The sequence below is a fragment of the Streptococcus sanguinis genome, assembly GCF_050222175.1.
Taxonomy (GTDB): Bacteria; Bacillota; Bacilli; order Lactobacillales; family Streptococcaceae; genus Streptococcus; species Streptococcus sanguinis_M.
In genome coordinates, this window is the sequence record NZ_CP071420.1 from 1,506,755 (window position 1) to 1,519,295 (window position 12,541).

Annotated in this window: 10 protein-coding genes; 1 reads left to right on the forward strand and 9 read right to left on the reverse strand. The window is 41.7% G+C overall.

Features of this window, described 5'->3' with window-relative positions; genetic code table 11:
* Positions 1 to 135: 135 nt before the first annotated feature.
* The 5 genes from J1C91_RS07400 to pcrA form a co-directional block, all read right to left on the reverse strand.
* Positions 136 to 1,620, reverse strand: coding sequence for a glucosyltransferase domain-containing protein (locus tag J1C91_RS07400; RefSeq protein WP_002910091.1), 1,485 nt, complete (start codon positions 1,618 to 1,620; stop codon positions 136 to 138).
* Complete coding sequence (locus tag J1C91_RS07405) at positions 1,617 to 2,543, reverse strand: glycosyltransferase family 2 protein (RefSeq protein WP_125439042.1); 927 nt, start codon at positions 2,541 to 2,543, stop codon at positions 1,617 to 1,619. The genes J1C91_RS07400 and J1C91_RS07405 overlap by 4 nt, the downstream gene beginning before the upstream one ends.
* Positions 2,544 to 2,704: 161 nt before the next feature.
* Complete coding sequence (locus J1C91_RS07410; protein ID WP_002906864.1) at positions 2,705 to 3,985, reverse strand: O-acetylhomoserine aminocarboxypropyltransferase/cysteine synthase family protein; 1,281 nt, start codon at positions 3,983 to 3,985, stop codon at positions 2,705 to 2,707.
* Positions 3,986 to 4,083: 98 nt separating this feature from the next.
* A complete protein-coding gene (locus J1C91_RS07415) occupies positions 4,084 to 4,482 on the reverse strand; it encodes an NUDIX hydrolase (protein ID WP_002906865.1) in 399 nt (132 codons plus the stop codon).
* A complete protein-coding gene (gene pcrA, locus J1C91_RS07420; RefSeq protein WP_125439044.1) occupies positions 4,479 to 6,779 on the reverse strand; it encodes a DNA helicase PcrA in 2,301 nt (766 codons plus the stop codon). The genes J1C91_RS07415 and pcrA overlap by 4 nt, the downstream gene beginning before the upstream one ends.
* Positions 6,780 to 7,039: 260 nt before the next feature.
* Between pcrA and J1C91_RS07425 the strand changes: the two genes are divergently transcribed.
* Positions 7,040 to 8,236: a cation diffusion facilitator family transporter gene (locus J1C91_RS07425; RefSeq protein ID WP_125439046.1), complete on the forward strand. Its 1,197-nt coding sequence runs from the start codon at positions 7,040 to 7,042 to the stop codon at positions 8,234 to 8,236.
* A gap of 32 nt (positions 8,237 to 8,268) precedes the next feature.
* On the opposite strand, the gene J1C91_RS07430 is transcribed toward J1C91_RS07425, so the two are convergent.
* The 4 genes from J1C91_RS07430 to pfkA all read right to left on the reverse strand — a co-directional run bounded on the left by J1C91_RS07430 (position 8,269) and on the right by pfkA (position 12,465).
* Positions 8,269 to 9,006 carry a hydrolase gene (locus tag J1C91_RS07430; protein ID WP_185761338.1) on the reverse strand — a complete coding sequence of 246 codons (738 nt, stop codon included), beginning with the start codon at positions 9,004 to 9,006 and terminating at the stop codon, positions 8,269 to 8,271.
* Between the two features lie 140 nt (positions 9,007 to 9,146).
* Positions 9,147 to 9,704: a signal peptidase I gene (gene lepB, locus J1C91_RS07435; protein ID WP_125401476.1), complete on the reverse strand. Its 558-nt coding sequence runs from the start codon at positions 9,702 to 9,704 to the stop codon at positions 9,147 to 9,149.
* Between the two features lie 181 nt (positions 9,705 to 9,885).
* Complete coding sequence (gene pyk / locus J1C91_RS07440; protein ID WP_002902760.1) at positions 9,886 to 11,391, reverse strand: pyruvate kinase; 1,506 nt, start codon at positions 11,389 to 11,391, stop codon at positions 9,886 to 9,888.
* A 63-nt stretch (positions 11,392 to 11,454) separates the two neighbouring features.
* Positions 11,455 to 12,465: a 6-phosphofructokinase gene (gene pfkA, locus J1C91_RS07445; RefSeq protein WP_002906871.1), complete on the reverse strand. Its 1,011-nt coding sequence runs from the start codon at positions 12,463 to 12,465 to the stop codon at positions 11,455 to 11,457.
* Between the last annotated feature and the right edge of the window lie 76 nt (positions 12,466 to 12,541).

Here is a 12,541-nt window from a genome sequence, read left to right on the forward strand (position 1 = left end):
CCATATATAAATGATGCAACATTATGCAAGTGATAATCAGAAAACTTAGCATCATTTCAAATTGACAGTATAAACTTTAACAATGCATAATCATATTAAAATGAATCTTTTCTTTATTTCTCTCTTAGGAAGATTCTACTTCATGATAACAAATAATTCATTTTTTTCAAGATAAATATTATATAACTTTGTTTCTTCAAGTAATGTGTAATTTTCACTACTAAAATCTATATTAGCAATATCGATTAATTTGAAATCGACGTTTAAGTTCGTTATGCTATTAAATCTCAATGTCATATCCCAAGAAACATTTGTATTTGGCATAATCAAACTTTTTAACATTGGATAAACAGAAGCTGTATTGCTAAATACTGGCGAATCAGAAAGAAAGCGATTCACATTAATAACTGTTTTTTCGGGTGTAATGTACTTGTTTAGAGAGGAAGCTAGCAATATGCTCTGTGCTTTGAACATTTCATTTTGTTGTTTTAAACTGCTCACATAAGTAAAAGAGAAAGATAAGAAATAAAAAACTAATAATCCCGAGACGAAGGACTTCCCTCTACGTAGAATTTTACTCTTTTCAACGCACTCTAAGCTAACAATTAAGATTATCGCTAAAAAAATTCCGAAACCATATTCATATCTTGGTCTCATAAGATAATAAGGATTAGACAAAATCAAATAGGTTCCATAGCTAAACACACTTCCTAAACTTAGCCAAATCAACATGTAAACAAAGTTTAAAAGGAATTTAGTTCTGGATAAGCGAATCACACTGATAGTTAAGAGAAATATAGCAATTATCGTTAATAAAACCCAGATAGTTGAACTTTGAAAAAATATATTGTTCAAATATCCTGCAGCATTCACCCCGATTATTTTAATCATCTCTAATCCCTTTGGAATATCAGCTTGATCAGCAAAAATAGGTGGCTTTATAAAAATTTGTATACGATATAAAAGCAAACCGATTACATATGACAACATTGAGATGAAAATTTTAGGAATTTTTTCTTTAAAACAACTTCCTTGCAATAATTCTAAAAATACTAGCGTCATGGTTACAATAATGTACACTCCTGAAGAAGCTTGGTATGAATTGCACATTAAGAATATACCAACAACTGACATAACTCCAAATATTTTTTTATTATCCCAGAAAATAAATGGAATGATGGAAACTAATATACTTAAAGTCATAAAAGGATTGTCAAATCTAAAACTTAATGGCTCTAAAAACCACGGATTAATCCCTATAATAGTTGAAACAGATGCTGTTATAAAAGAAATTTTCTTATTGGGATATAAGACAAACAATAAAATTAAGCTCGCTAAAGTTAAAAAACAAGCTGACAGAATATTTGAAGTCAAGCCTAGTTCTGTCAGATGATCCCCACCTTGTATTAAACGAGCGGAATACTCACTTAAATATCTTGAATAATGTTCAGAGAATTTTGAATAGCCTTGTAATTGTCTTCCAATATCATCAATATAGGGATACTCAGCTAAACCGATATTAATATTGACTACTGAATAAATAATAAAAATAACTAGGGCAGACGATTTATTTAAAAGAAGATAGTTTTTAAAATCAGAAAAACGTTTCTGGAAAATCATTTACTCTTCTCCTTAATCACATAAATCGGCCGATGCTTGGTTTCCATAAAGATTTTGCCAATGTATTTACCCAGTATGCCGATGGTCAGCAGCTGGAAGCCGCCGATAAGGAGAATGACAGTCATAAGGGACGGCCAACCCGATGTCGGGTCACCAAAAACCAAGGTGCGAATAATAATCACTGCCATCAGGATGAAGGCTAAAATCCAAGAGAGGATACCTCCTAAAAAGGCGATGTTGAGCGGCGCATCAGAGAAATTGACAATGCCTTCCAAAGAATAGTTGAAAAGAGACCAGAAATTCCAAGAGGTCTTGCCAGCCACTCGTTCGACATTTTTGTATTCCAAATACTCGGTATTGAAGCCAACCCAGGCAAAAATTCCCTTGGAGAAGCGATTGTACTCTGAAACTTCCAGAATAGCTTCTACCATCTGGCGGCGCATCAGTCGAAAGTCACGCGCACCATCCACCATCTCTACCTGACTAATCTTGTTTATCAACTTGTAAAACAAATTGGCAAAAAAGCTTCGGATAGGCGGCTCTCCCTCGCGAGTAGTGCGACGAGTACCCACACAATCCAGCTCAGAATTCGTGTCCAGCATGGCCTTCATCTCAACCAGGAGCTCTGGCGGATCCTGCAAATCCACATCCATTACCGTCACAAAATCCCCACTCGCCTCTTGCAAACCAGCATATAGAGCTGCTTCTTTTCCGAAATTACGAGAAAAAGACAGATAGTGCACATCAGGACAGCGACTGCTGAGCTCTCGCAAAACAGCCAAGGTCCGGTCCGTCGATCCGTCATTGACAAAAATATATTCAAACTGGTCACGGATTTGATATTTGACCGCTTCCATGGCTTCATGAAACAGAGGAATAGACTCTTCTTCATTGAAACACGGAACAATCACCGAAATTGTCATTTTAATCTCCTACTATTTTTATATATTTCATCCTATTATAACAAAAAACTAGGCGAAATGCACTGCACCCTAAAAGTTAGATACAAAAAATCTAGCTTTTGGGGTGCAGCTTATTTCCAACCTAGTTTTATTCTTATTGCTTAGTCTAGAGACCTTGAAAATTAGATAGATTCCAAGGCGATTTTCAAATCCTCTATCAAGTCATCTACATTTTCCAAGCCGATAGAGAGTCGGATTTGATTTGGTGCAATGCCTGCTGCTAGCTGAGCCTCTGGCGACATCTGACCATGAGTCGTCGTAGCTGGATGAACGACCAAGGACTTAGCATCTGCTACATTGGCCAAATCGGAGAAAATCTCTAGGCTGTCAATAACTTTTCGAGCTTCTTTCTCCCCACCTTTGACATTAAAGGTGAAGATAGAGCCTACGCCTTTAGGGAAATATTTTTCTGCCAAAGCATGATAAGGACTGTCAGCAAGCTTGGGATAATTGACCTTCTCAACCTTAGGATGCCCTGCTAAGAATTCCACAATCTTCTCGGCATTGGACACATGGCGCTCTACACGCAAAGAGAGTGTTTCCAACCCCTGCAGGAAGAGAAAAGCATTGAAGGGAGACATGGCTGCACCCGTATCGCGCAAGAGCTGAGTCCGGACAGCAGTAACAAAGGCTGCTGCTCCGACATCGCGCGTATAACTGATATCGTGATAGCTCGGGTCCGGGTCCACGAACTGCGGAAACTTGCCAGAAGCTTCCCAGTCAAAACGACCGCTGTCCACAATCACACCGCCAATGCTGGTTCCGTGACCACCGATAAACTTGGTAGCAGAATGTACCGCGATGTCCACTCCATGAGAAAAGACATTGATCAGATAAGGAGTGGCAAAGGTATTGTCGGAAATCAGCGGAATTTTATGAGCATGAACCAGCTCTGCCAAAGCATCAAAGTCAGGAATATTTATCAAAGGATTGCCCAAACTTTCAATCAGAACCAACTTTGTATTGTCCTGAATAGCTGCTTCTACTTCAGCCAGATTTTCAATATCCACAAAAGTCGTGGTAATGCCATAGCGAGGCAGGGTTTCTTTGAGCAGATTAAAGGTACCACCGTAGATGGTAGAGGCTGCTATTACATGGTCGCCAGCATGCGCCAAGGCTAGAACGGTATAGGTAAGGGCCGCCATACCAGAAGCTGTCGCTAGAGCTCCAACCCCACCCTCCAAAGCCGCAATCCGCTCCTCAAAAGCAGACAGGGTCGGATTGGTAATCCGAGTGTAGATATTGCCCGGTTTGCGCAGGGCAAAAAGTTCTTCTCCCTCCTGAGTATCGTCAAACACATAGGAAGTTGTCTGGTAAATAGGCAGAGCCCGAGACTTGGTTGTCGGATCAACTGTCTGTCCAGCATGAAGCTGCAGAGTTTCAAATTTAAATTCACGTGTCATAAGGTCACCTCACTATAGTTATGTGATAAGTCTACCACTAAACGCCCCGCTTGACTAATAGAATTTCCTTATCAAAAGAAATAAAGAGAAGCTATATCTTATAGCTTCTCTTTTATAATCTCAAAAGTCGCTTGATTGCTGGGCCAGTACAGCTGCGACGAAACTTTGTCTAAAGCTACCCACTGAGCTCCTACATGCTCATCAGAAATCTGGATTTCTTTCTGTTCAGTCAGAACTAGAAAGAGATTTTTGTGGATGGACAGATTTTCATCAATCTTTACCGTAAAATCTCCAAGACTAGTCAAATTTGGACAAGCTAAGAGCAAGCCGGTCTCTTCCTTTATTTCACGAAGACAAGCCTCTTCTGGGCTCTCGCCACTCTCAATCCCACCAGTAATGGGCTGCCAAAAGGAAACTTTCTCATTCTCCACTTTCAAGAGCAAGATTTCCCTATCCTCTGGATGATAGATCCAGGCTTCAATCGACTGTTTCATCATGATTTTTTCTCAATCGGTGCTATGCTGGCTAGCACTTTCTTCAGACCCACTTCTGGGAAATTAATCTTAAGCTCTTGGCTGTTGCCGCTGCCAGAGACTGCTAGAACTGTCCCATCGCCCCATTTCTTATGGTGGGCAATATCTCCGATAGCCCAAGCAACTTCTGGCTTAGATGGCTGGCTCTGACCGCTCTTTCCAAAAGGCAGACTGCCTGTAGAAATCGAGCTTGGTGCTGCCTGACGCTTCCGTTCTTGCAGGGCCTGGGCCAGACTCATGCCTTGACCGAATTGACTGGTATCACTATTGGTATCACTATTGGTATAACTAACCTTAAAGGAGCTATTTGACGGTCGAGCCAGTCCCTGATAGTCTAGCAAGTCTGAGCTGATTTCTCTCAAAAAGCGTGTAGGATGATTATAGTTGGTTTTACCATAAAGCATACGGGAATTAGCATTGGTCAGATAGAGAATCTTCTCTGCTCGGGTGATGCCAACGTAAGCTAGACGCCGTTCCTCTTCCAACTCATCCTCATCTTCAGACGCCCGACTTAGAGGGAAGACATTTTCCTCCATACCAACCAGAAAGACGACCGGAAATTCCAATCCCTTGGCTGCGTGGAGGGTCATTAGAGTCACTTCAGAACTCTCCGTATCTCCGTCATCTGTGTCTGCAATCAAGGCTAAGTCATTGAGAAAACGGCTGAGCTTATCAAGACCAGATTCATCAGCAGGATTATCTGGACTTTCATCAAAGTTCTTAGTTACAGACAGGAATTCTTCGATATTTTCAATCCGTGCTTGGCTTTCCAGGGTTGCCTGGGCTGCCAAGGCTGCGGCATAGCCTGTCTTTTCCAACACAGCCTCTACCAGCTCCGTCACTGTATAATCATCCAAGCACTCCCGCAAATCCAGAAGCATATTGGCAAAATCATAAACCGCCTGAGCCGCCTTGCCCTTGACTGGCGACAGCAGGATATTGGCCGACGCATCTAGCAAGGAGATTTCCTGACTGGCTGCAAAATCCCGAATTTTCTCCACCGTTCCTGGTCCAACACCACGCTTTGGCTCATTGACCACGCGCTCATAGCTGATATTATCGCTAGGATTGGCGATGAGATTGAGATAAGAAATAACATCGCGGATTTCCTTACGGCTGTAGAACTTGGTACCACCGACCATGGTATAGGGAATATTGGATTTGAGCAGGGCTTCCTCCACCGTCCGTGACTGGGCATTGGTCCGGTAAAGAACTGCAAAATCCTTATGACTGTATCCTTCTCGGCTCAGCTGATCAATAGTTCTGGCGACAAAAAGAGCCTCATCCTGCTCGTCATTAGCCCGATAGTAGACAATTTCCTCACCGTCTTCGTTTTGAGTCCAGAGATTTTTAGGACGGCGGTTGCGGTTGTTTCGGATGACTTCATTAGCTGCCTGAAGAATGGTCTTGGTGGAACGATAGTTTTCCTCTAGCAGAACTACCTTAGCTTCTGGATAATCCTTTTCAAAGTCCAGGATATTCTGCATATCGGCTCCCCGCCAGCCATAGATAGACTGGTCAGCATCTCCGACTACGCAAATATTCTTAAAGCGGGAAGCCAAGAGCTTGACCAGCTGATACTGAGCATGGTTGGTATCCTGATACTCATCCACATGGATATACTGGTAACGTTGCTGGTAGTAGGTCAGAACATCAGGATTTTGATCAAAAAGCCGCAGGGTCAGCATAATCAAATCGTCAAAGTCCATAGCCTCAGACTGGCGCAATTCCTTTTGATAGGCTGTGTAGCACTTGGCCACAATTTCTGTATACATATCATCAGCTAGATTTGCATAGGCCACCTCATCAATCAGGTCGTTCTTAGCATTGGAAATAGTCCCAAGAATGGCGCGCTCATTCCACTTTTTAGGATCCAGATTGAGATTTTTGAGAATCCGTTTCATCAGAGTCCGCTGCTCACCTGGATCAACGATAGTAAAGTTGCGGTTGTAGCCAATATGATCTGCTTCTCGCCGCAGAATGCGTACACACATGGAGTGGAAGGTAGCGATTAAGCAATCTTGAGCTTCCGTTTTAAGTTTTTCAGCCCGTTCTCTCATCTCCCGCGCCGCCTTATTGGTAAAGGTAATGGCAAGGATATTCCAAGGATTGACCATCTTCTCATCAATCAAATAGGCAATGCGGTGGGTCAGGACACGGGTCTTACCCGATCCAGCTCCCGCCATAATCAGCAAAGGCCCTTCTGTTGTCTGAACCGCCTCAGCCTGACGGTCATTCATACCGTTTAATAAAGGATGCATTTTTCTTCCTCTTTCAAAGTCAATGCTACTATTATAACAAAAATCCTGATGAAGCTAAACCAGAAAGAAGAGGAATTTCTGATTTTAGATTAGATTTTTGGCAAAGTCATTTAAGGTACCCTAAGTCCGATGCAAATTGAAAATCAGGTCTATTTTTGCTATAATAAGCCCATATGAGACTTAGAGTACCCGTCCAGAGATGACATTTTTTCGCAAGTCTCTTTTACATTCTGCTGCCCCACTTAGAAAGAAAGGCTGTCATGAAAAATCCTAGTAACAATCTGAAGCTAGCGGAGAGAGGAGCCATCCTGTCCATCGCTACCTATCTGATTCTCTCCGCGGTCAAGATTATCGCAGGCTCAACTCTCCAGTCCTCCAGTCTGACGGCCGATGGCTTCAACAATGTTTCTGATATCGTGGCTAATATCGCCGTTTTAATTGGCCTGCGTATGGCTAGAAAACCAGCCGACCGTGACCATCGCTTCGGCCATTGGAAGATAGAAGATTTGGCCAGTCTCATCACATCTTTTATCATGTTTTTCGTTGGATTTGATGTCCTGATTGAGACCATTCAGAAAATCATCTCCAACCAAGAGACTAAGATTGACCCTGTTGGTGCCGTGGTCGGAATCATCTCGGCAATCATTATGTTGGGTGTTTATTTTTACAATAAAACACTGGCTAAAAAAGCTCACTCCAAGGCTCTGGATGCCGCAGCCAAGGACAACTTGTCAGACGCTGTCACTTCTATCGGCACTTCAGTCGCTATCATTGCCAGCGCCTTTAACTTCCCAATCGTTGATAAGCTAGCAGCCATTATCATTACCTTCTTCATTCTCAAGACGGCCTATGATATCTTTATGGAATCTTCCTTCAGCCTGTCCGACGGATTTGATGAAAGCCTGCTCCAAGACTATAAGCAAGCTATCCTGGAAATTCCTAAAATCACTCAGGTCAAGTCACAGCGAGGCCGGACCTATGGCAGTAATATCTATCTGGATATTATCTTGGAAATGAATCCAGATTTATCTGTTTTTGAAAGCCATGAGATTGCGGACCAAGTTGAGGATATGCTTATGGAGCGCTTCGGAGTCTTTGACATTGATATTCATATTGAGCCTGCTCCTATTCCCGAAGATGAGACGCTGGACACTCTTTACCCAAATCTACTCATGCGTGAGCAGCTCGTGGAGCAAGGCAGCCAACTGGATACGCTTCTGTCCGCCGAATTTCTCTATATTTCCCAAGATGGCCAACAGCTAAACAAGGCTGAATTTCAGGCAGAAAGAGCCTCAAAAACTCCTCTCAAAAACGTTGAACTGCTTTCTGTCAGCCAGAAAACCAAACTCATCCGCTATGAAATGGACGGTGTTATCCATACCAGCCTCTGGCGCCGCCACGAAGTATGGCAAAACATCTTTCACCAAGAGACACGAAAAAACCAGTCTGATGATTAAGTCAGTCTGGCTTTTTCATTGCAACACATCCTTCATTTCCCTGTATAATAAATAACAGTAATACTATCTAGACTTTGCAAATTTGTTGGTTTCTCTTTAGCTTTCAGGCCGTCTTTTTCAGGATTGTCAGACAAATAATAGTTGTCATAGCTATCATCTAGGTCGGTATAAATCTTTATCTTATCATTAACAAGTAAAGCAGCATATCTTGCCTGTCCAAAAGGCTTTCTTGAAATCTTTGTAAATTCAATTTTTTCAACATTCTCATAGTGATTCAGTAAAAATAAAGCCAGCCCCTCTTCCTGGTTGCGTACCATTACTTTTTCCTCAGTCGTCAGCCAAGCATTTTCTCCAGAGTAAATAACATCTGTCTCACCCGTATCTTTAAAATTTGTGACCTTCTCTTTCTTTTTCAGACGAAAAGTCAATTCTGTCGAATCAGTGTGAGAATCATCATTTATATTATAGCTTTCATCCTTTGACTCCAAAGAAATATGTGGGATATAACTGGTGTCATTTACAATGAGACTAACAGAACCTGCTTCCCAGAACTTTTTCTTGGAAAATTCATCAAATTCAATTTTTTGAACATCTTCATAATGATTAATGATATAAAGTGCAAGCTTTTTCTCTTTCTTATGAAGCTCAGTCATTTCTGTTTCTGACATCCATATTTTTTCACCATCTCTATTTACTATGCTGCTACATGCAGTCAGAAAAATCAGTGCAAGTATAGCCCAAAATAGTAATTTTTTCTTTCCTGACTTCAAGAGCAGTCTCCTTTAATAGTCTTTTGATATTAGTATACCACATCAGAACAAGTATCTTTATGTTTACTTGTAACTTTAAAGTTGATTTTCAAAGAAAAAAACCAAGGTTTGCCCTGCCTTGGTTGAAGATAGACTTCAATTTACTTATTCTTAATAAAACCAAATTCATTAAGAGGTGAGAGTCGGAACTCCACCACTCCCTTGATTTGACTGGCTTTGATGAGCCCAAATTCTCGGCTGTCCTTCGTATTTTCCCGTCGGTCATTAAGAATCAGATAAGTATCTTTAGTAATTTTATCTGACTTTGAGCCCTTCAAATCCATAATAGAGAAATCATGAGTATAGTAACCCGAACTTCCTGCTGAAGCTAGATATTTCTCGCGCATTTTCTCAATATATTCTTCCGACATGACCTGACCGTTCAGGTAAAGAAGATCATCCATATAGGTTACCTGATCCTTTTCCTGGGCAATGACCCGGCCGACATAGTCTTTGCCGTCCACTTCATAGAGGACAAAATCCCCACGCTTGATGTCTTGCTTTCTCGTCGCCAAGACCAAGTCATTCTTTGCCAAATAAGCATTGCTGTCTTGCTCAGTCACCCGATAAGGCGTATAAATAAAAACTCTCAGCCCTATAATAATAGCTGCCAGTACTGAAAAAATAATGATATTTCTTAATAAATCTCTCTTTAACATTCGTCTCTCCCATCTCTTTTATACCATTATATCATTTTTAGATAAAATAGACAAAGAGACAATCTTATTTCAAAAATCAATTCTCAAACTTGTTCTTCTCTCAAGTAAGATAAGTGGTATCACATAGACAAGAAAAAAACCGGTGATTTTCCAATCAACGGTTCTTTTTTGTTGTCTTAGATTAACGTACTGTACGAATGCGCATTGTGTTGGTACGAACTGCTTCACCAAGCGGCACACCAGCAACAATAACGATATCATCGCCAGATTCAACCAAGCCTTGCTCAACTGCAATCTTTTCAGCGATTTCAAACATATCATCTGTGTTAGATGGAGTTTCAGTAGTCACTGGAATAACACCCCAGTTCAGCATAAGACCACGTTGAGTCAATTCGTCAAAAGTGATAGCCAAGATATCAGCGTTTGGACGGTACTTAGAAATCAAGCGAGCTGTGTGACCTGTCTTAGTAAGGGTAACTACTAATTTGATATCCATTGAGTTTGTAGCATCTTTAACTGCTGAAGCCATAACTTCAGTCTTAGAGTTGCGCTCAAAGTTATCAGTTGTCAAACGGCCATATTCGTTAAGAAGGGTTTGAGCGTTCTTATCGATAGTCGCCATTGTTGTTACTGACTCAAGTGGGTATTTACCATTTGCAGACTCACCTGAAAGCATAGTTGCGTCAGTTCCGTCGATAACAGCGTTAAATACGTCTGATACTTCTGAACGAGTTGCACGTGGTTTTTCTGTCATGGTTTCAAGCATGTTAGTTGCTGTGATAACCACTTTACCAGCTGCATTTACCTTCGTGATGATCATTTTTTGGTAAACTGGAACCATTTCAAATGGTACTTCGATACCCATGTCACCACGGGCAATCATGATACCGTCAGCAGCTTCAATGATTTCGTCCAAGTTATCGATACCTTGTTGGTTTTCGATTTTCGCGAACAATTGAACGTGTCCATTACCAGTTTCTTCACAGATTGCACGAACTTCGTTGACGTCTTTTGCAGTACGTACAAATGAAATCGCGATGAAGTTGATTCCTTGCTCAAGACCGAAGCGGATATCGTCATTGTCACGCTCAGCAAGTGCTGGGAAAGGAATCTTAGTGTTAGGAATGTTCACACCTTTTTGCTTAGCAATGATGCCGTCATTTTCAACTTCTACTTCAAATTCACGAGTAGCATCGTCTTTAGCGATAACACGAAGACCAAGTTTACCATCATCAACCAATACTTGACGGCCAACTTCAACATCATCGTAGATGTCCAATCCACCAGCAACGTTCAAAGCAATTACTTCACGAGTAGATTTGATACCTTGCTTAGTAGCAACACGGATTTTTTCACCAGTCTTGTATGAATACTCTTTTGCATCGCCTTCAAACAATTCTGTACGAATTTCTGGTCCTTTTGTATCAAGAAGGAAACCAACTTTTTGGCCGGCAATTTCTTCTGCACGCTTAACAGTTGCCATGCGCTCTCCTTGCTCAGCATGGTCACCATGTGAGAAGTTGAAACGGAATGTGTTTGCGCCAGCTTCAATCAGCTTAGCAATGTTTTGAGCTGATGCTTCAACATCCAGCTTTTCTCCCCAATATCCGTCATCACCGAATTTTTTACCACCGCGGATTTCTACCGCAGGACCTAATGTTGCAACGATTTTTACACGTTTATTCATGATTGTATGAAACTCCTTCTTCTATTTGGCCTCTTGGCCTGAATAACAAATAACAAATAATAATTAAATATTGATGCTGCGGTTCAAATCAGCCAAGTCCAGATCAGCTTTGTGCGGATTGTTAACGACAATCTTGCCTTCAGCAGTCAAGCTAAAGAGCGCTCCTTCTTCAGCAGTTCCCAGAATTGGGCTTTCAACCATCTGCTCATTGCGGATTCCAACAGCAACTCCGCCGATACCTTCTTTAAGCAGTTTAACAGCATGTGCTCCCATACGAGATGCAAGAACACGGTCACGCGCAGTCGGTGAGCCTCCACGCTGGATATGTCCGAGCTCTGTGACACGCAAATCGCTCATATCACCAGCTTCTTTCAGCTTCTCAGCGAATTCATCCGCTGACATGACACCCTCAGCCAAGACAATGATGTTGTGCTTCTTACCCTTGGCATAGCCACTCTTAATGCTTTCAACAACTTCTTCGATCTTGAAACCTTCTTCAGGAACGATGATTTCGTCCGCACCAGATGCAATACCTGCCCAAAGAGCAATATCACCAGCATTACGTCCCATTACTTCGATAACGAAAGTACGGCGGTGACTGGATGAGGTATCCCGAATCTTGTCAATCGCATCCATAGCCGTAGTAACAGCTGTATCAAAACCGATAGTGAAGTCTGTTCCGACGATATCATTGTCAATGGTTCCTGGAACACCGACAGCCGGGAAGCCATGCTCTGTCAAGCGCATAGCACCGTGGTAAGATCCATCTCCACCGATAACAACGACACCTTCGATTCCATGTTTTTTAAGCTGCTCAATCCCTTTCAGCTGCCCTTCAACTTGGGCAAACTCAGGGTAACGAGCAGAGTGAAGGAAAGTTCCACCGCGAGAAATAATGTCACCAACTGATGTCGCATCAAGTGGGTAAATCTCGCCAGCAACCATTCCAGCGTAGCCATCATAAATCCCGTAAACTTCCATTCCTTCGGAAATTGCTTTACGAACAACTGCACGGATGGCAGCATTCATACCAGGGGCATCGCCACCACTAGTCAAAACAGCAATACGTTTCATTTCGCTTTTTGCTCCTTTTTCTTTTTAACATTCTTATAGATTATACCACAATCATCATGAAAATTCTCCTATTTTC

Bases quoted from the DNA above. Each gene is read 5' to 3' on its own strand.
- pcrA (WP_125439044.1), bottom strand. From the start codon at position 6,779: ATGCATCCTTTATTAAACGGTATGAATGACCGTCAGGCTGAGGCGGTT.
- J1C91_RS07425 (WP_125439046.1), top strand. From the start codon at position 7,040: ATGAAAAATCCTAGTAACAATCTGAAGCTAGCGGAGAGAGGAGCCATC.
- lepB (WP_125401476.1), bottom strand. From the start codon at position 9,704: ATGTTAAAGAGAGATTTATTAAGAAATATCATTATTTTTTCAGTACTG.
- pyk (WP_002902760.1), bottom strand. From the start codon at position 11,391: ATGAATAAACGTGTAAAAATCGTTGCAACATTAGGTCCTGCGGTAGAA.
- pfkA (WP_002906871.1), bottom strand. From the start codon at position 12,465: ATGAAACGTATTGCTGTTTTGACTAGTGGTGGCGATGCCCCTGGTATG.
- J1C91_RS07400 (WP_002910091.1), bottom strand. From the start codon at position 1,620: ATGATTTTCCAGAAACGTTTTTCTGATTTTAAAAACTATCTTCTTTTA.
- J1C91_RS07405 (WP_125439042.1), bottom strand. From the start codon at position 2,543: ATGACAATTTCGGTGATTGTTCCGTGTTTCAATGAAGAAGAGTCTATT.
- J1C91_RS07415 (WP_002906865.1), bottom strand. From the start codon at position 4,482: ATGATGAAACAGTCGATTGAAGCCTGGATCTATCATCCAGAGGATAGG.
- J1C91_RS07410 (WP_002906864.1), bottom strand. From the start codon at position 3,985: ATGACACGTGAATTTAAATTTGAAACTCTGCAGCTTCATGCTGGACAG.